The sequence below is a fragment of the Pseudomonas sp. R25(2017) genome (genome assembly GCF_002112565.1).
Classification (GTDB): Bacteria; Pseudomonadota; Gammaproteobacteria; order Pseudomonadales; family Pseudomonadaceae; genus Aquipseudomonas; species Aquipseudomonas ekonensis.
Map to the genome: position 1 here is coordinate 297102 of NZ_NEHZ01000002.1, position 16630 is coordinate 313731.

A 16630-nucleotide genomic window follows, 5' to 3' on the forward strand; every position below is an offset into this window, starting at 1 on the left:
AAGGCCCGCATGGTTGTCCATGCGGGCCTTTTCATTGCGCTTGCCTACAGCAGGCCGTCGCTTTCCGGCAGTTCGTAGGCGGCCATGACCTTGTTCGCGCCACCCGGCTTGCCGGGCTTGCTCAGGGTCGGTTCCTTTTCCAGGCACGCCACCAGATAGTCGATGAACACCCGCAGCTTGGGCGGCAAATACCGCGTCGGCGAATGCAGCAACCACAACCCGCCGTGGTAGGACGCCAGGAACGTCCAGTCCGGCAGCACCTGCACGACCAGGCCCTGCTCCAGGGCATAACGGGCGGTGAAGTACGGCAGGCTGCCGATCCCGATGTGCTGCAGCACCGCCCCCAAGCGCACGCCGGTGTGGTTGGCGGCATACCGGCCGCGTACGCCGACGGTCACTGACTTGCTGCCTTTCTTGAACTTCCAGCGCGCATCGCTCGGGGTTTCGCCCAGATAGATGCAACTGTGGTTGAGCAAATCGTGGGGGTGGGTCGGCGTGCCGTGTTCGGCCAGATACTGCGGCGTGGCGCACAACAGATGGTCGATGGTCAGCAACTGACGCCCGACCAGCCCGGCCGGAGGGCGGTCGGTGATGCGGATCGCCAGGTCGACATGATCGTCGATCAGATCCACCTGACGGTCCTCCAGCAACAATTCCACATCGACCTTGGGATAGCGGCGCAAGAACTCCGGCATGTGCGGATGGATCACGAACCGCCCCACCGCTTTCGGCACGCTGACCCGCACCAGCCCTTCGGCCTCATGGGTGTACTGGCCACTGATTTCCATCACCGACCTGGCGGCGCTGACCATTTCCCGGCAACGCTTGAACACCTCTTCCCCGCCGTCGCTCAGGCGCAGCTTGCGTGTGGTGCGCTGCAGCAGCCGCGTGGCCAGAGCCTTCTCCAGACGGGAAATGCTGCGGCTGACCGCCGATGGCGAAGAGCCCAGTTGGCGGGCCGCCTCGGAGAAGCTGCCGGTCTCCACGACCTTGACGAAGATCGCCATTTCACCCAGCAGCGGCAGCGGTAGATTTATGCTCACAGCGCAACAGTCCTTTGATCTTTGAACGGATTATCACGTTATTGCACGATTCATATAATTAAAAAAGAAACTTTAATAAGGGCATGGAATATGACGCTCCGCCTCTTTTTCCATAGTGATGACCTCAAGGCCAATGTGGAAGTCCTCGACTGCACGCCCCACGAAAGCGGATTCGCCGTGGTGCTGCGCGCGACCCTGTTCCACCCGCAAGGCGGCGGCCAGCCCTGCGACACCGGATGGATCGGCGAAAGCCAGGTGCTGCGCGTGGTGCAAGAGCCGGAGCGGATCGTCCACTACGTCGACCGGCCGGTTGCGCCGGGCATGGTGCAGATCCGCGTCGACGAACAACGCCGCCGCTTCAACACCCGCATGCATTCGGCCGGCCACCTGATCGGCCATTTCGTGCAGGCCCTGGGCTGGACGCCCGTAAAGGCCCATCACTGGCCGGACGAAGGCCGGGTACAGTTCAAGCCGGGGGACGCAGCGCAGGAAGTCGACGCGCAGACCGTTCAGTACGGCATCGGGCAATGGATCGAACACGACCTGCCCCGCTTGACCTCCCTGCGCGAAGGCGCACGGGAAATCGGTTTCGGTGCGCTGCCGGCCTACGGCTGCGGCGGCACCCATGTACGTAGCCTGAAGGATTTGGGCACAGTCACGATCGCGTCCCTTTCGCAGAAAAAGGGCACGTTATCCGTCCACTACAGCGTGGATTGAGCATTTCGGACGCTGACTTGCGCAGCGTCCGACGCCGGGGAACCGCCTTCGCCGGTTCCGTTGACTATTCGATAGATGGACCTGACAACATGATGCTTGACGTCGAGCGTCTCGATGAGACGTGCATAAAAAAACTGGCCAACGAAGAAGTCCTCGCCATCCGCGTCAAAGGCTTTTTGCCCCAGGCGCTGGCGATCCAGATTGGCGACAAGATCCTGGCCCCCGGCTTCGAGGGCTACATCAACGCCCCCAGCATCGGCCGCATCGGCATGGCCTTCTACGAGGCGGAAAACCAGCCGCTGCTGATCGAGGACTACTTCGAGCGCGCCACCAGCAACATCGCTGAGTTGCGCAACCGCTGCGCGCCCTACTCTTCGCCGGTCGACACCTTGCGCTGCATGCTCGACGAATCCTGGCCCGCCGGGGCCCATCTGGAAAACCTCTACGGCCGCAAGATGTACGTCGGCCTCTCCCGGGTGGTGAAGCCGGGCGTGTGCTTCCTGGCCCACCACGACATTTTCGCCAAGGATGCGCCGGAAAGTTTCCAGGCCAAGAGCCTGGCGGCGCAGTTCGCCTGCAACGTGTACCTGAACATGCCGACCGAAGGCGGTGCGCTGCAGATGTGGAACGACGACATCTCCCCCGACCGGTTCGACGAAATGCGCGGCGACAGCTACGGCATCGACCCGCAGCTACTCGGCCCGCCAGCGCTGGAAGTGCGGCCGCAGCCGGGGGATTTCATCATGTTCAACTCGCGGCGCATGCATTCGGTGACGCCCGGCGTGGCCGATCCGCGCCTGAGCCTGTCCTTCTTCGTGGGCTACCGCGGCAACGCTTCCCCCCTGACTTTCTGGAGCTGAAATGCAATCGAACTATCTGGGCGAGTTTCTCGCGCTGGCCACTATCCACTTTCTGGCCGTGGTCGCTCCCGGGCCGGACTTCGCCGTCACCATCCGCCAAAGCGTGCGTTTCGGCCGGCTGGTCGGCATCTGCACGGCGCTGGGCATCGGCGCAGGCATTTCCGTGCACGTGCTGTACACCCTGCTGGGCGTCGGCGCCTTGATGCACGCCACGCCCTGGCTGCTGACGGTGGCCAAGGTGGTGGGCGGCGCCTACATCTTCTACCTCGGCATCAGCCTGATCCGCAGCCAGCCCAAGTCGGCCCTGGAAGGAGACAAGCCCACGACCGAAACGCCTGAGGGACAGTCGCTGTTCAAGGCCTTCACCACCGGGTTCCTGACCAACGCCACCAACCCCAAGGCCACGCTGTTTTTCCTGGCGATCTTCACCACCGTCATCAGCGCCACCACGCCCCTTGAAATACAGGCGCTGTACGGCGTCTGGATGTGCAGCGTGAACGCCTTGTGGTTCGTGATCGTCGCGCTGTTCTTCTCCAGCAGCCGGGTGCGCCTGCTGTTCATGCGCCTGGGACACTGGTTCGAGCGCAGCATGGGGGTGATCCTGATTCTGTTTGCCGGGCGTCTGGTGTTGTCGATGTAGCACAGTCGGATCAGTGAAAGGCTCGACCCGCCAGTCAGGGTCGGGCCTTTTTCGTTTCTGCGCCGAATTTGCGGTTCTGTGCGACAGATCCCGTTTCCGGGGCTCCCCTATCGTGGGATGGCGGTGTTAGTTTGGAAAAGTATCTGTCTGATCGTTCAGACATTTCCCACTCACCGCCTGCAAAGGAATGCCCACAGCAATGAACGTCCCCTTCAAGCGCCTAGCCGCTTCGACCCTGATCCTGGCCGGCCTGTCCGCGCTCGCCCTGCCTGCCGCCGCCAACGTCACGCCGCAGCAGAGCGCGGCCATCATCAAAACCTTCAGCGAGACGCCGGCCACCGATTTCCGGCAGTTTCTGGGCAACCTGGCCAAGAGCGACCTGGGCAACACCGCAGACGTCGGCCCGGCCATCAAGGCATTCCTCGACAACAAGGACCTGACCGCCGAACAACGCAACGAGATCCATCGCCTGCTCGGCCTCTATACCCGGGTCAAGTACGGCAATGCGGCCAAGGAGACCCTGCGCGAACTGGTGGAGATCCCGACCTTCCGCAAGGACGGCGTCGCCCAGCACGAGAACCCTGAATTCATCAAGATCGCCGACAAGATCAAAAGCCTCGCCCAGGCGTTCAACCTGAACTATCGCAACATCGACAACCGCGTCTACGAGATCTCCCTGGAAGGCAGCGGCAAGGAAGTCGTGGGCATCCACGCCCACGCCGACGTGGTGCCGGTGACGCCGGAGAACTGGGTTCTGCAGGACGGCACCCGCCTCGACCCGTTCAAGGTCACCGTGATCGGCGACCGCATGTACGGACGCGGCACCGAAGACGACAAGAACGGCATTGTGGTGACGCTGTACGCGATGAAGGTCATCAAGGAAGAGAAGCTGCCGCTGGCGCGCAACTTCAAGCTGCTGGTGGACACCACCGAAGAGACCACCGGCGATGCGATCCCTTACTACTTCGAACGCAACCCGACGCCGGAGTACAACCTCGCGCTGGACGGCGGCTACCCGGTGGTGATCGCCGAAAAGGGCTACGGCACCGTGATGGCCCATTTCCCTCTGCGCAAGGCCGAGGGCAAGGGCGCCGAGATCGTTTCGATGACCGGCGGCCTGGCGACCAACCAGATTCCTTCGGTTTCGGTCGTCACCCTGGTGACCGACAAGCCCGCCGAACTGGCGGCCGGCCTGCAGAAGGCCGGCGATGAGTACGCCAAGCGCAACGGCGGGGACTTCCAGGTCAGCGCCAAGGTCGACGGCAAGGACGTCAAACTCTCGGTCACCGGTGTTTCCGCCCACTCCTCCGAACCCGAATCCGGGGTGAACCCGGTGGCGCGGATGCTCGATTTCATTCACGGCCTCGACGGCAAAGTCGCGCTCAAGCGCAACGCCTACACCGATGCGGCCCGCTACGCCGCCGACAACTGGGGCCTGGACTACAAGGGCAACAAGCTGGGCGTGGGCTTCTCGGATGCGTTCATGGGGCCGCTGACCACCTCCTTGACCTATGTCGGGAAAGACGAGAAAGACTTCAAGCTGGCGGTGAACCTGCGCGTGCCGAAGGGCAAGACGCCGGAGGTGCTCAAGACGGAAATCGCCGACAAGCTGGCGGCCTGGAGCAAGAAGAACAAGGTCGCGGTCAACTTCGACTACTCGGTGGCCGAACCGATGTACCGCAACCCCGAAGGCGAGTGGGTCAAGGCCTTGCTGGCCGTGGCCAGCGAAAACCTGGGCATGAAGCATGAGTTCGGCACGTCGGCCGGCGCCACGTCGGTGCACGAATTGCCCAACGGCGTGCAGTTCGGCTTGGCCCGGCCTGAAGAGAAGTACACCGGCCACACCGACGGCGAGTTCAAGACCAACGAGCAGTTTTTGCTGGATCTGCAGATCGTGACGGAAATGATGGGACGCATCGGGCAATTGCCGACGCTTTGAGGAGATGACAGGGCCTGCCCGAGCGGCGGGCCCGACCCTTCAGCGCTGCATTGGCTGACGCACCGTCAGCGCGGGCAGGCTCGCGCCCACAGGCCACACAAACTCTGGACAAACAAAAACGCCGCTCATCTCTGAGCGGCGTTTCTGTGAAATTGGAGCGGGAAACGAGACTCGAACTCGCGACCCCGACCTTGGCAAGGTCGTGCTCTACCAACTGAGCTATTCCCGCAAATGGCGTCCCCTAGGGGACTCGAACCCCTGTTACCGCCGTGAAAGGGCGGTGTCCTAGGCCACTAGACGAAGGGGACACGCTACCCGGAACACATGGTGTGTGTTTCGGTGTCCAGATCCGCATCCGAAGACTTGGTTCTGGTTTCACTCGACCCTGCCCGAAAGCAGTGCCGTTTAAAATTGGAGCGGGAAACGAGACTCGAACTCGCGACCCCGACCTTGGCAAGGTCGTGCTCTACCAACTGAGCTATTCCCGCATTGGCGTCCCCTAGGGGACTCGAACCCCTGTTACCGCCGTGAAAGGGCGGTGTCCTAGGCCACTAGACGAAGGGGACACGCTACAACATTCACTCCCTGCTTCGTTTCGCTGTGTGCTTTACGCTGCAAGTGGCGCGCATTCTATGGATGGTTTGAGAGGTCGTCAACCCCCTGATATAAATTTATTTAAATCAATGACTTCGACCTGCTTTCAGAGGCCGTCCGGGCTTTTCTGCCGTCCGGCGTTTGACGCCTATATTCCGACACCCGCCAAGGCGCTATAGTCCACGGCATAGGTGATGGCAATCTGAACCCCACGCGCCAGCATTCATATAAGCAGGCGCCTGGCCGATACAGGTTCAGCCACGCCGATCCAACTCGTCGAGCGGCCCTAGGCGCTTAAATGCCTAGCCACTACACTCGATCGTGAACCCTATAAAGAGGTCTTACCGGTGACACCACTCATGATCACCCTGCTAGTCGTAGCCGGGATCGCCCTACTGATCGCCATTGGCTACATGAACCATGTGGTGGAAAACAACAAACTGGAGAAGGCCCGCACCAAGGTCGAGCTCAACGACCGCCTGCGCCGCTGCGGCGAACTGACCGAAACCTTCCCCGGCCAGTTCATGACCCCGGCCCTCAAGCTGCTGCTGACCCGTCTGGAGCTGAACGTCTGCCAGCGCCTGCTGAACCTGGAAAAGACCAGCGCCACCACCAAGGCACGCATCACCGAACTGAGCGCGCTGGTGGCCCAGGGCGAATCGATCCCGGTCAACAACCCGCCGTCGCCGATCCAGACCGAAGCCAAGGCCAAGGACGTGCGCTTCCTGCTCGAAGCCCTGCACGGCCAGATCACCCGCGCCGCCCAGGACGGCTTCCTGCCGCCGAACGAAGCCAAGCACTGGGTCCGCGAGGTGCGCCATATCCTGGTGCTGCTGCACATCGAGTTCTTCAACAACCTCGGCCAACACTTCCTGCAGCAGAACCAGCCGGGCCAGGCCCGCCTGGCCTTCGAGCGCGGCGTCCAGTACCTGCGCAAGCAGCAGGACCCACGGATCTACGCCGAACAGCTGGAGTACCTGGAAAAGCTCCTGGCCCGGGCCAACGCGCAGGTCATGGACAAGATCGCGCCGGTGGAAGGCGAAGAGAACCAGTTGACCGCCGGCCTGAAGGAAGTCGAAGCCGATGCGGACTGGAAGAAACGTGTGATCTACGACTGATCGGATCCGCAATGAGAAAAGCCACCGCAAGGTGGCTTTTTTGTGGCTGGCATAAACCGGGGCGCGTCGCGCGTGGGGTTCAGAGCCTGAAGTGCCCCACCATCCCCTTCAGTTCATGCCCCAGCTGCGCCAGTTCCACGCTGGACGCCGCATTGCCCTGCATCGCAATCGAGGACTGGTCCGCGCTCGCCCGGATGCTGGTCACGCTGCGGTTGATCTCCTCGGCCACGGAACTCTGTTCCTCGGCCGCCGCCGCGATCTGCTGATTCATCTGCTGGATCAACGACACCGCCGCCGCGATGCTGCCTAGCGCGCTTTCCGTCTGCAGGGCATCGCTGACCGCCAGCTTCACCAGTTCGCCGCTGCTCTGGATCTGCTGCACCGACGCATGCGCCGCCGCCCGGAGCGCGCTCACCAGCCGCTCGATCTCTTCCGTCGACTGCTGGGTACGCCGCGCCAGCGCGCGTACCTCGTCGGCCACCACCGCGAAGCCCCTGCCCTGCTCGCCGGCCCGGGCCGCCTCGATGGCCGCGTTGAGCGCCAGCAGGTTGGTCTGCTCGGCGACACTCTTGATCACACCGAGCACCGTGCCGATGTTCTGGATTTCCGCGCTGAGGCTTTCGATGCTGGAACTAGCGGTCGTCGCCGACTCCGCCAACTGCTCGATGCGCGCCATGCTCTGGCGCACTACCTGCTGGCCGCTCTCGACCTTGCCGTCGGCCGTCTGCGCCGCCAGCGCCGCCTCTTCAGCGTTGCGCGCCACGTCATGGACGGTGGCGGTCATCTGGTTCATGGCCGTGGCGACCTGTTCGGTCTCTTCCTTCTGGCTGCTGACCTCAAGGTTGGTCTGCTCGGTGACCGCCGACAGCGACTGCGCCGAACCGGCCAATTGCTCGATGCCCGCCTGCAATCCGCTGACGATGGCACTGAGCCCGTCGCCCATCTGCTGCATGGCGGCCATCAGTTGGCCGATCTCATCGCGGCGGGTCACTTCCACCTTCGAACTCAGGTCGCCGGCGGCGATCTGCTGCGCGACACGGATCACGCTGCGCAGCGGCGCGACGATCAGGCGGGTGATCACCCAGGCCGCGACCAGGCCCACCAGCAACGCCAACGCCGAAGACCCGACGATCAGCACCGAGTTTTTCTTCAGTTCCGCCTGCATCGCGCCGTCTTCGTCGGCATAGGCCTGATCGACCCGCGCCACCACCTCGGCGGCGCGCTGATGCAGTTGTTCGTACACGGTCTTTTCCTGAGCCAGCAGGCCGGTGTACTCGGCCAGCTTGTCGTTGAAACCGGCGATGTGCCCGGACACCTCGTTGAGCACCGTCAGATAGCCCTCGTCCTTGACCGTCGTCTTCAACTGCTCGGCCTGGGACAAGGCCTGGGCCGCCTGCTCGATGTTGCCTTTGCCGGCGCTGTCGGCATCGCCCTTGCGGCTCTGGTCCAGGCGCACCCGCGCCTCGTTCATCGCCTGCAGCATCAGGCGCGACACCTGGCTGACCTGGCTGGCCTGCTCAATGAACTGCGCACCGTCCTTGCCCTCGGAATCCTTGAGGGTGTACGCGCCGTCATCGGCCAGACCGGCCTGCAGCACGTCCAGGTTGTTGGCCACGCTGGACACCGACCAGCTGGCCATCTCCAGCGCCAGATCCTTGGCCTGGGTCAGGGACACGAACTCGTCGAACGCCTTGCGGTAGGCGCCCAGCGACTGTTCGACGTCGCTCATCACCGAAGCGTTGACCGCCGATTGCGCCTTGAGCTGTGCGGCCAGGGCCAACAGGCCGTCGACGCCCTCGTGCAAGGCGTCGACGGTTTTCGGATTGGCGTGCAGCGCGTAGTCCTGCTCCAGCAGACGCACCTTGAGCAGGCCGCTGTTGAGCGATGACATCTGCTTGAGGCCGTCGAAGCGCTGACTGATCGTTTGCAGGGACCAGACGCCGATGGCTGCCACCAGGGCGGTCAACAGCAGCACCAGAACAAACCCGACACCCAGTTTTTTCGCCATACCGAGGTTGGCAAAACGTCCTTGCACGGCCGAAATCATTGCGCGTAGTCCCCTGCCATTGTCTGTAGCCGAAGATTCGCAACGGCCATGGAACAGCACAAGTCTCTGGCGTCGGAATAATGGCAAAAAGCTAGACACCCGTCGTTTTCAGAACATTCGAGGTCGATCTGCCGCCACTCCCCGGAAGAACCGCCGGGCCCGGGGATCGCATGCGTAGGCCACGTTGATGCGCTGCCAGTCGCTGCATTCGCCGCTGGGGCTGAACGCATCGGCCGATGCCAGCATCACGCCGCAACCGCGCGCCCGCTCGCGCACCCGCGCCTGGTCGTCCCGGGTCGGGCGGGCCCAGATGAACAGCCCCCCTGCCGGTTTGCCGAACACCTCCCAATCGGCCTCCTCCAACATCTCCAGCGCGGCCGTGCGGTCGGTGCTCAGACGCTGCCGCTGACGCTGCACCAGTTTGCGGTAGGCACCGCTGGCCAGCAGGCTCGCCATCACCGCTTCGCAGAAGCCCGACCCGCCCAGGCTGCTGACCGTCTTGACGCGGGCCAACTGCGCGATGGTGTCGGCATCGGACGCCACGAAGCCGACCCGCAGCGAACTGCTGAGGGTCTTGGAGAAACTGCCGACGTAGATCACGCCCTGCCCGTCGCCCTGGGCCGCCAGCCGTACGCCTCGGCCATGATGCAGGTCCGCGTAGACGTCGTCTTCGATCAGACGCACGCCGTGGGTCGTGCACAGTTGCAGGACCCGCCTGGCCACCGCCGGCGCCAGGCTGCTGCCCGTGGGGTTCTGGTGATGGCTGTTGATGAACAGTGCCTTGGGCCGCAGGCTTCGGATCAGCGCCTCGAGCGCCTCGGTGTCCGGACCGTCGGGCAGCCGCCGCACCTCGAGCATGCGCACGCCCTGCAACCGCAGGAGATCGAACAGCGGCGCGTAGCCGGGGGACTCGACGAGCACGCTATCGCCCGCCTTGAACAGCGCCCGTACGATCAGGTCGAGGCCCTGGCTGGCCCCGGCCGTGGTCAGCACCTGTTCGTCGCCGACCTGGATGTCCAGGCCCTTGAGGCGTTTGACGATCTGCGCGCGCAGGGCCGGCAGACCCAGCGGCGTGCCGTAGTTGAACAGGCCGGCCATGTCCGTGCGGGCCACCTGACGGATCGCATAACTGAGGTCATCGGGTTCGCGCCAGCTCTCGGGCAGCACGCCGCAGCCCAGCATCAACGCCTCGGCCTGGCCTGGCGCCCCCACGGCATAGGCGGCGCCGCTACATCTCACCGAGCCTCCCGGGGCCACCATGAAGCCCGAACCCGGCCTCGCCGCCAAAAGGCCTTGGGCCACCAGACGCTCGCAGGCTTCGGCCACGCACGACTGGCTGAGCAGGTTGCAGCGCGCGATCTGCCGTACGGACGGCAATCGCGTGGACGGGGCCACGTCGCCCTGCAGGATCCATTCGGTCAGTCCGTCAACGATCTGCTGGACGACGGGCACCAGTGCCTGTCGATCAATTCTCAATTCCATGAGCAAGCCAACTCCTGTCCGTTTTGCTGACGGCAGTAAAGCACAGCGGCGCCGGGCACGTTGTGCGACAACGCCGCCAAAAGGGGCTCCCCTAACTATTTGAAATACAATGTTTAAATGGCTCACCGAGCCAGTTGAAAACTAAAAACCCGCACGAAGGCGGGTTTCCCGAGGCGTTGTCCCGCCTGCATTCAGAACGCCGTGACGCCGCCGTCCACCGCCAGGGAATGGCCGGTGGTGAACGCCGCGCCGTCGCTGCACAGGTACAGCACCGCGCTGGCGATCTCCTCGACCTTGCCGATGCGGCCGACCGGATGCATCGCGTTGGCGAACTCGCCTTTCTTCGGATCGGCCTCGTAGGCCCGGCGGAACATGTCGGTGTCGATCACCGCCGGACACACAGCGTTGACCCGGATCTTTTTCTTGGCGTACTCGATGGCCGCCGACTTGGTCAGGCCGATCACCGCATGCTTGGAGGCGGCATAGATGCTCATCTTCGGCGCGGCGCCGAGCCCGGCCACCGACGCGGTGTTGACGATCGCCCCGCCACCCTGGGCCAGCAACAGCGGCAACTGGTACTTCATGCACAGCCAGACGCCCTTGACGTTGACGCCCATGATCGCGTCGAACTCGTCCATCGAGCCTTCGGCCAGCTTGCCCTTCTCGATCTCGATGCCGGCGTTGTTGAAGGCATAGTCGAGACGGCCGTAGGCGTTGATCACTTCGTCCATCAGATTTTTCACTTCGCTTTCGACGGTGACGTTGCAGCGCACAAAGGTCGCTTCACCGCCGGCGGCGCGGATCAGCGCCACCGTGCCTTCCCCTCCGGCCGCATCCAGGTCCGCCACCACCACCTTCAGGCCTTCGGCGGCGAACGCCAGGGCGGTGGCGCGGCCGATGCCGTTGGCCGCGCCCGTCACTACGGCAACCTGGCCGGAAAACGTCATGCTCATTGTTGTGTCCTCGAAGGATTGTCAGCACAGGGAAACATCGGCGTCGAGGATAGCCACAACGCCCGGCGGCGCGTCAGCACTATCAAGAGCCCCGTTGGCGGCCCATGGATCCCAGTGATGGATACCCCTGCAGCACTATCACCGAATCGGATAAACCTGCATTCGCCCTGTCAGCCGACCTTGCGGCATCGGCGATGACGGTCTATCAACAAGGCTTCACACCGTCCGAGTGCCTGCCATGACTACCCAGAACAACCGCCAGTTCCTGCTCGCCAACCGCCCCGTGGGCGCCGCGACCCGCGAAACCTTCACCTATCAGACCGTACCGGTCGGCGAACCGGCGGCCGGGCAGATCCTGGTCAAGAACGAATACCTGTCCCTGGATCCGGCCATGCGCGGCTGGATGAACGAAGGCAAGTCCTACATTCCGCCAGTGAACATCGGCGAGGTCATGCGCGCCTTGGGCGTGGGCCGGGTCACCGCCTCGAACCACCCCGGTTTCGCGGTCGGCGACTACGTCAACGGCGCCTTGGGCGTGCAGGACTACTACCTCGGCGAGCCGAAGGGCTTCTACAAGGTCGATCCGAAACTGGCGCCGCTGCCGGTCTATCTGTCGGCGCTGGGCATGACCGGCATGACCGCCTACTTCGCGCTGCTGGACGTCGGCGCACCGAAGGCCGGCGACACGGTGGTGCTGTCCGGCGCGGCCGGGGCCGTGGGCAGCATCGCCGGGCAGATCGCGAAAATCAAAGGCTGCCGGGTGGTCGGCATCGCCGGCGGCGCCGACAAGTGCAAGTACCTGGTCGATGAACTGGGCTTCGACGGGGTCATCGACTACAAGAGCGAAAACGTGCTGGCCGGCCTCAAGCGCGAATGCCCGAAAGGCGTGGACGTGTACTTCGACAACGTCGGCGGCGACATCCTCGACGCGGTGCTCAGCCAACTGAATTTCAAGGCGCGGGTGGTGATCTGCGGCGCCATCAGCCAGTACAACAACAAAGAGGCGGTCAAAGGCCCGGCCAACTACCTGTCGTTGCTGGTCAACCGCGCACGGATGGAAGGGTTCGTGGTGCTGGACTACGCCGCGCAGTACGCCGACGCCGCCAAGGAAATGGCCGGCTGGCTGGCCAAGGGACAGCTCAAGAGCCGGGAAGACATCGTCGAAGGGCTGGAGACCTTCCCCGAGACGCTGGCGAAGCTGTTCAGCGGCGAGAACTTCGGCAAGTTGGTGCTGAAGGTCTGAAGCCCCCGGAAACCACTGCGGGAGCGACGGTGCAAGGTTGCACCGCCGCTCCCGCAGATGTTCGGCTATGTCCGGGTCAGGCCAGCTCGGCCACGACCGCCGCCAGGGCCTTGGCCGGATCCGCCGCCTGGCTGATCGGGCGACCGATCACCAGGTAGTCGGAGCCTGCGTCCAGCGCCTGGCGCGGGGTCAGGATACGGCGCTGGTCGTCCTGGGCGCTGCCCGCCGGACGGATCCCCGGGGTCACCAGTTGCAGCGCCGGATGCGCCGCCTTCAAGGCCTGGGCTTCCTGGGCCGAGCACACCAGGCCGTCCATCCCGGCCTTTTCGGCCAAGGCGGCCAGGCGCAGCACCTGCTCCTGAGGCTCGATGTCCAGGCCGATGCCGGCCAGATCCTCGCGCTCCATGCTGGTCAGCACGGTCACGCCGATCAGCAGCGGCTGCGGGCCGCTGCGCTTGGCCAGCTCTTCGCGGCAGGCCGCCATCATGCGCAGGCCGCCGGAGCAGTGCACGTTGACCATCCACACACCCATCTCGGCGGCGGCCTTGACCGCCATCGCGGTGGTGTTGGGGATGTCATGGAATTTCAGGTCCAGGAACACCTCGAACCCCTTGTCGCGCAGGGTGCCGACGATTTCCGAGGCGCAGCTGGTGAACAGTTCCTTGCCCACCTTGACCCGGCACAGCTTCGGGTCCAACTGGTCGGCCAGCTTCAGGGCGGCGTCACGGGTGGGGAAATCCAGGGCGACGATGATGGGCGTCTGGCAGGCGGACATGGGCGGGCTCTCAGGCAAGTCGAAATCGGCGCGCATTGTAGCGGAACCGGCGCCCGCGCGGCACCCGATGATCGGCAAATCGTGGCGAAGGCCGTGTCCGGGGCGGCGTTCGGCGCTATTGTGTCGATCCCGATACACAACCGACACGCCGGCAACATGCGTGCGCGCTAGCCTCGCCCGCCGCAACACGTCCCTACAGCAGCCCTTCCCGCCCCACGGCCGGACGCCTATGCTGAAACCACAACCTCGCAGCCTATCTTTGTGGTTGGCGGCCCACTGGCAGATGAACAGCCCCATGCACAACACCCAAGCCCCCGTGAACGAAGAGCACAAAGACGACAAGCGCTGGAGCATCCGCGCGCTGATCGTCGACGATGACGTGCCGATCCGCGAGCTGATGATCGACTACCTGGCCCGCTTCAACATCCACGCCAGCGGTGTCAGCGACGGCGCCGCCATGCGCCAGGCCCTGCTGGCCGAACATTTCGACGTGGTGGTGCTCGACCTGATGCTGCCCGGCGAGGACGGTCTGTCGCTGTGCCGCTGGCTGCGCGCCGAGTCGGACATCCCGATCCTGATGCTCACCGCCCGCTGCGAACCCACCGACCGCATCATCGGCCTGGAACTGGGCGCCGACGACTACATGGCCAAGCCGTTCGAGCCCCGGGAGCTGGTGGCGCGGATCCAGACGATCCTGCGTCGTGTGCGCGACGACCGCACCGAGCAGCGCGCCAACATCCGCTTCGACAACTGGCGCCTGAACAGCGTCCTGCGCCAGCTGATCGCCGACGACGGCCTGGTCGTGCCGCTGTCCAACGCCGAGTTCCGCCTGCTGTGGGTCTTCATCGAACGCCCGCGCCGGGTGCTCAGCCGCGAACAGCTGCTCGACGCCGCCCGGGGCCGCTCGATCGAGGCGTTCGACCGCAGCATCGACCTGCTGGTGTCGCGCCTGCGGCAAAAGCTGGGCGACGACCCGAAAGCGCCGCAGCTGATCAAGACCGTGCGCGGCGAGGGCTACCTGTTCGACGCGCGGGACATCGGCTGATGCGGGCGCGCTTCGACACGCTGTTCGGCCGCCTGTTCGGCGTGCTCTTTCTGGCGATCGTCCTGGCGCACCTGTTGGCCTTCGCCTGGTTCAGGCTGTACGGCCCTCCGCCGCCGCCCCCGATGCCTGCGCAGTTCTCCGGGCAGTTCGACCCCAAGCGGCCGCCGGACCCGCGCTTTGCCCAACGCCCTCCCCGGCCCTGGTTCGGCGGCCCGCTGGTGCCGCTGACCTTCCAGTTCGTCTCGCTGATGATTGCCGCCTGGTACGGCGCCAAGCTGCTGAGCCGGCCGATCCAGCGCCTGAGCGACGCCGCCGAACGCCTGAGCGAGGATCTCGACAGCCCGCCGCTGGACGAATCCGGCCCGCGGGAGGCGCGGCAGGCGGCGCACACCTTCAACCTGATGCAGCGACGCATCCGCGAGCAGGTGCAGCAGCGCGCCCGGATGCTCGGCGCGGTGTCCCATGACCTGCGCACGCCGCTGTCGCGCCTGAAGCTGCGCCTGGAGAACATCAGCGACGACCGCCTGCAAGGCCAGATGCGCCAGGACCTGGACGACATGATCGGCATGCTCGACGCCACCCTGACCTACCTGCACGAACAGCGCACCAGCGAAGCGTTGCAGTGGATGGACGTGCAGGCGCTGGTCGAGTCGTTGTGCGAGAACGCCCAGGATCAGGGCGCCGACGTCCAGGTCAGCGGCCACTGCGCGCCGTTGCAGGTGCAGCCGATGGCGCTGCGTTCGTGCATCAACAACCTGATGGACAACGCCCTGCGCTACGCCGGCCAGGCGCACATCGAACTGCACGACCAACGCGAGCACTTGCTGATCCGGGTGGTCGATCACGGCCCCGGCATCGCGGCGGACAAACGCGAAGCGGTGTTCGAGCCGTTCTACCGGCTGGAAGGCTCGCGCAACCGCAACTCCGGCGGCGTCGGCCTGGGCATGACCATCGCCCGGGAGGCGGCGCAGCGCCTCGGCGGGCAACTGACCCTGGAAGAGACCCCGGGCGGCGGTCTCACCGCCGTCATCCTCCTGCCCCGCGCCTGAGATCCGGCCGAGCCCCCCCTGTGGGGACGAGCCTGCTCGCGATAGGGCCCTCCCCCCCACCAGAGAGACTGGCTGACAGAACGCCTTCGCCAGCAGCCTCGCCCTCACGCGTGTGTACTACCCGGTACAAAACCCACATACCCACGACAACTCGCCCCCCGAGGCTGCACAAGCCGGTGCGCCCACCGGTTTCCAGCCAAGGAGTGAGCCCGATGATCGGCAGCGTCAGCAACTACACGAGCTACACAAGCACCAGCGGCACCGCCACGCAAAACGCCCGCAGCCAGCAACTGCAGAAGGAGCTGTTCGCCAAGCTCGACAGCAACGGCGACGGTTCGGTGGATCAGGACGAATTGGGCAGCGCCCTGTCGCAGAAGTCCGACGATGGCCTGCTGGTCAGCCTGAGCCAGCAGTTCGGCGATCTGGACAGCGACGCCAGCGGCAGCCTCAGCGCCGAAGAAATGACCGCCATGGCCCCTCCGCCGCCACCGCCCCACGACCAGGCACCGAACACCGAACTGGCCGATGCCCTGATCAGCGCCCTGGACACCGACGGCGACGGCGCCATCAGCGGCGACGAGCTGAGCACCGGCCTGACCAGCGCCGGCAGCACTGCCGACAGCAGCGAAATCTTCTCGGTTTTGGACAAGAACCAGGACGGCGTCGTCAGCCAGGACGAGCTCGCCGCCAGCCTCGCTCCTCCATCGCCGCCGCAGCAGCCGATGTCCGGCGATGAACTGTTCAGCCAGCTCGATGCCGACAGCGACGGCAGCGTCACCGCCACCGAACTGAGCAGCGCCGTGCAGACCGGCGCCAACGCCTCGTCCTCCGACACCGACAACGCCGCCGCGCTGCTCAAGGTGCTGGACAGCGACGGCAGCGGCGGTGTCAGCAGCGACGAGTTGAAGGCTGCGCTGCAGGCCGGCCGCGAACGCCCGAACGACGAAGCGACGGCCGACACCCGACAGTCCACGGCCCAGGCGCTGAACCGCATGATCGCCAACCTGAGCAAGCAGTACTCGCTCGACAACGCGGCGCCGGTGGGCAAGTACCTGAATGTGTCGACTTGAGCCGAAGGCATGACGGGCAGGCCCGCTCTTGCAGGTTCCTGTGGGCGCAACTGCC

The 16630-nt window shown here is 64.8% G+C and carries 14 protein-coding genes, 4 tRNA genes and 1 pseudogene; 9 read left to right on the forward strand and 10 right to left on the reverse strand.

The window, feature by feature from the left end; translation table 11 throughout:
- Positions 1-44 precede the first annotated feature (44 nt).
- Complete coding sequence (locus CAG31_RS03860) at positions 45-1043, reverse strand: LysR family transcriptional regulator (RefSeq protein WP_085578147.1); 999 nt, start codon at positions 1041-1043, stop codon at positions 45-47.
- 90 nt (positions 1044-1133) lie between these two features.
- On the opposite strand from CAG31_RS03860, the gene CAG31_RS03865 reads away from it, so the two are divergent.
- The 4 genes from CAG31_RS03865 to CAG31_RS03880 all read left to right on the forward strand — a co-directional run bounded on the left by CAG31_RS03865 (position 1134) and on the right by CAG31_RS03880 (position 5199).
- Positions 1134-1760, forward strand: a complete 627-nt coding sequence (locus CAG31_RS03865) for a hypothetical protein (protein ID WP_085578148.1) — start codon at positions 1134-1136, stop codon at positions 1758-1760.
- A gap of 89 nt (positions 1761-1849) precedes the next feature.
- A complete protein-coding gene (locus CAG31_RS03870) occupies positions 1850-2620 on the forward strand; it encodes a 2OG-Fe(II) oxygenase (RefSeq protein ID WP_085578149.1) in 771 nt (256 codons plus the stop codon).
- Position 2621: 1 nt separating this feature from the next.
- Positions 2622-3260, forward strand: a complete 639-nt coding sequence (locus CAG31_RS03875; RefSeq protein ID WP_085578150.1) for a LysE family translocator — start codon at positions 2622-2624, stop codon at positions 3258-3260.
- Positions 3261-3459: 199 nt separating this feature from the next.
- Entirely contained in the window at positions 3460-5199 is a 1740-nt protein-coding gene (locus CAG31_RS03880; RefSeq protein WP_085578151.1) for a dipeptidase, read from the forward strand.
- 153 nt (positions 5200-5352) lie between these two features.
- Here CAG31_RS03880 and CAG31_RS03885 read toward each other — a convergent pair.
- From CAG31_RS03885 to CAG31_RS03900, 4 genes are all read right to left on the reverse strand, one after another.
- Positions 5353-5428 (reverse strand) — tRNA-Gly (locus CAG31_RS03885).
- Between the two features lie 3 nt (positions 5429-5431).
- Positions 5432-5507, reverse strand: a tRNA-Glu gene (locus CAG31_RS03890).
- A gap of 104 nt (positions 5508-5611) precedes the next feature.
- Positions 5612-5687: transfer RNA gene (locus tag CAG31_RS03895), tRNA-Gly, on the reverse strand.
- 2 nt (positions 5688-5689) lie between these two features.
- Positions 5690-5765: transfer RNA gene (locus CAG31_RS03900), tRNA-Glu, on the reverse strand.
- Between the two features lie 387 nt (positions 5766-6152).
- On the opposite strand from CAG31_RS03900, the gene CAG31_RS03905 reads away from it, so the two are divergent.
- Positions 6153-6911: a hypothetical protein gene (locus CAG31_RS03905; protein WP_225927212.1), complete on the forward strand. Its 759-nt coding sequence runs from the start codon at positions 6153-6155 to the stop codon at positions 6909-6911.
- A 79-nt stretch (positions 6912-6990) separates the two neighbouring features.
- Here the strand turns inward: CAG31_RS03905 and CAG31_RS28895 are convergent, their stop codons facing one another.
- The 4 genes and pseudogenes from CAG31_RS28895 to CAG31_RS03920 all read right to left on the reverse strand — a co-directional run bounded on the left by CAG31_RS28895 (position 6991) and on the right by CAG31_RS03920 (position 11393).
- Positions 6991-7872, reverse strand: coding sequence for a methyl-accepting chemotaxis protein (locus CAG31_RS28895; RefSeq protein WP_371856089.1), 882 nt, complete (start codon positions 7870-7872; stop codon positions 6991-6993).
- Positions 7849-8958, reverse strand: a pseudogene (locus CAG31_RS28900) (HAMP domain-containing protein); the annotation flags it as partial. The pseudogene CAG31_RS28900 and the gene CAG31_RS28895, both read right to left, overlap by 24 nt.
- A gap of 108 nt (positions 8959-9066) precedes the next feature.
- Entirely contained in the window at positions 9067-10440 is a 1374-nt protein-coding gene (locus CAG31_RS03915) for a PLP-dependent aminotransferase family protein (protein WP_085578154.1), read from the reverse strand.
- Positions 10441-10631: 191 nt separating this feature from the next.
- Positions 10632-11393 carry an SDR family oxidoreductase gene (locus tag CAG31_RS03920; protein ID WP_085578155.1) on the reverse strand — a complete coding sequence of 254 codons (762 nt, stop codon included), beginning with the start codon at positions 11391-11393 and terminating at the stop codon, positions 10632-10634.
- A gap of 238 nt (positions 11394-11631) precedes the next feature.
- Between CAG31_RS03920 and CAG31_RS03925 the strand changes: the two genes are divergently transcribed.
- Positions 11632-12636 carry an NADP-dependent oxidoreductase gene (locus tag CAG31_RS03925; protein ID WP_085578156.1) on the forward strand — a complete coding sequence of 335 codons (1005 nt, stop codon included), beginning with the start codon at positions 11632-11634 and terminating at the stop codon, positions 12634-12636.
- Between the two features lie 76 nt (positions 12637-12712).
- Here the strand turns inward: CAG31_RS03925 and pyrF are convergent, their stop codons facing one another.
- A complete protein-coding gene (gene pyrF, locus CAG31_RS03930) occupies positions 12713-13411 on the reverse strand; it encodes an orotidine-5'-phosphate decarboxylase (protein WP_170929932.1) in 699 nt (232 codons plus the stop codon).
- A 295-nt stretch (positions 13412-13706) separates the two neighbouring features.
- On the opposite strand from pyrF, the gene CAG31_RS03935 reads away from it, so the two are divergent.
- From CAG31_RS03935 to xopAW, 3 genes are all read left to right on the forward strand, one after another.
- Positions 13707-14456 carry a response regulator gene (locus CAG31_RS03935; protein ID WP_085578158.1) on the forward strand — a complete coding sequence of 250 codons (750 nt, stop codon included), beginning with the start codon at positions 13707-13709 and terminating at the stop codon, positions 14454-14456.
- Positions 14456-15505, forward strand: coding sequence for a cell wall metabolism sensor histidine kinase WalK (locus CAG31_RS03940; protein ID WP_085578159.1), 1050 nt, complete (start codon positions 14456-14458; stop codon positions 15503-15505). The genes CAG31_RS03935 and CAG31_RS03940 overlap by 1 nt, the downstream gene beginning before the upstream one ends.
- A 212-nt stretch (positions 15506-15717) precedes the next feature.
- Positions 15718-16575: an EF-hand domain-containing protein gene (gene xopAW / locus CAG31_RS03945; RefSeq protein WP_085578160.1), complete on the forward strand. Its 858-nt coding sequence runs from the start codon at positions 15718-15720 to the stop codon at positions 16573-16575.
- The last annotated feature ends 55 nt before the right edge of the window (positions 16576-16630 follow it).

Coding starts and splice junctions, on each gene's coding strand:
- CAG31_RS03940 (WP_085578159.1), top strand. CDS start 14,456: ATGCGGGCGCGCTTCGACACGCTGTTCGGCCGCCTGTTCGGCGTGCTC.
- CAG31_RS03875 (WP_085578150.1), top strand. CDS start 2,622: ATGCAATCGAACTATCTGGGCGAGTTTCTCGCGCTGGCCACTATCCAC.
- CAG31_RS03925 (WP_085578156.1), top strand. CDS start 11,632: ATGACTACCCAGAACAACCGCCAGTTCCTGCTCGCCAACCGCCCCGTG.
- CAG31_RS03905 (WP_225927212.1), top strand. CDS start 6,153: ATGATCACCCTGCTAGTCGTAGCCGGGATCGCCCTACTGATCGCCATT.
- CAG31_RS03915 (WP_085578154.1), bottom strand. CDS start 10,440: ATGGAATTGAGAATTGATCGACAGGCACTGGTGCCCGTCGTCCAGCAG.
- CAG31_RS03935 (WP_085578158.1), top strand. CDS start 13,707: ATGCACAACACCCAAGCCCCCGTGAACGAAGAGCACAAAGACGACAAG.
- pyrF (WP_170929932.1), bottom strand. CDS start 13,411: ATGTCCGCCTGCCAGACGCCCATCATCGTCGCCCTGGATTTCCCCACC.
- CAG31_RS03920 (WP_085578155.1), bottom strand. CDS start 11,393: ATGAGCATGACGTTTTCCGGCCAGGTTGCCGTAGTGACGGGCGCGGCC.
- CAG31_RS03880 (WP_085578151.1), top strand. CDS start 3,460: ATGAACGTCCCCTTCAAGCGCCTAGCCGCTTCGACCCTGATCCTGGCC.
- CAG31_RS03865 (WP_085578148.1), top strand. CDS start 1,134: ATGACGCTCCGCCTCTTTTTCCATAGTGATGACCTCAAGGCCAATGTG.
- xopAW (WP_085578160.1), top strand. CDS start 15,718: ATGATCGGCAGCGTCAGCAACTACACGAGCTACACAAGCACCAGCGGC.
- CAG31_RS28895 (WP_371856089.1), bottom strand. CDS start 7,872: ATGGCCGCCATGCAGCAGATGGGCGACGGGCTCAGTGCCATCGTCAGC.
- CAG31_RS03870 (WP_085578149.1), top strand. CDS start 1,850: ATGATGCTTGACGTCGAGCGTCTCGATGAGACGTGCATAAAAAAACTG.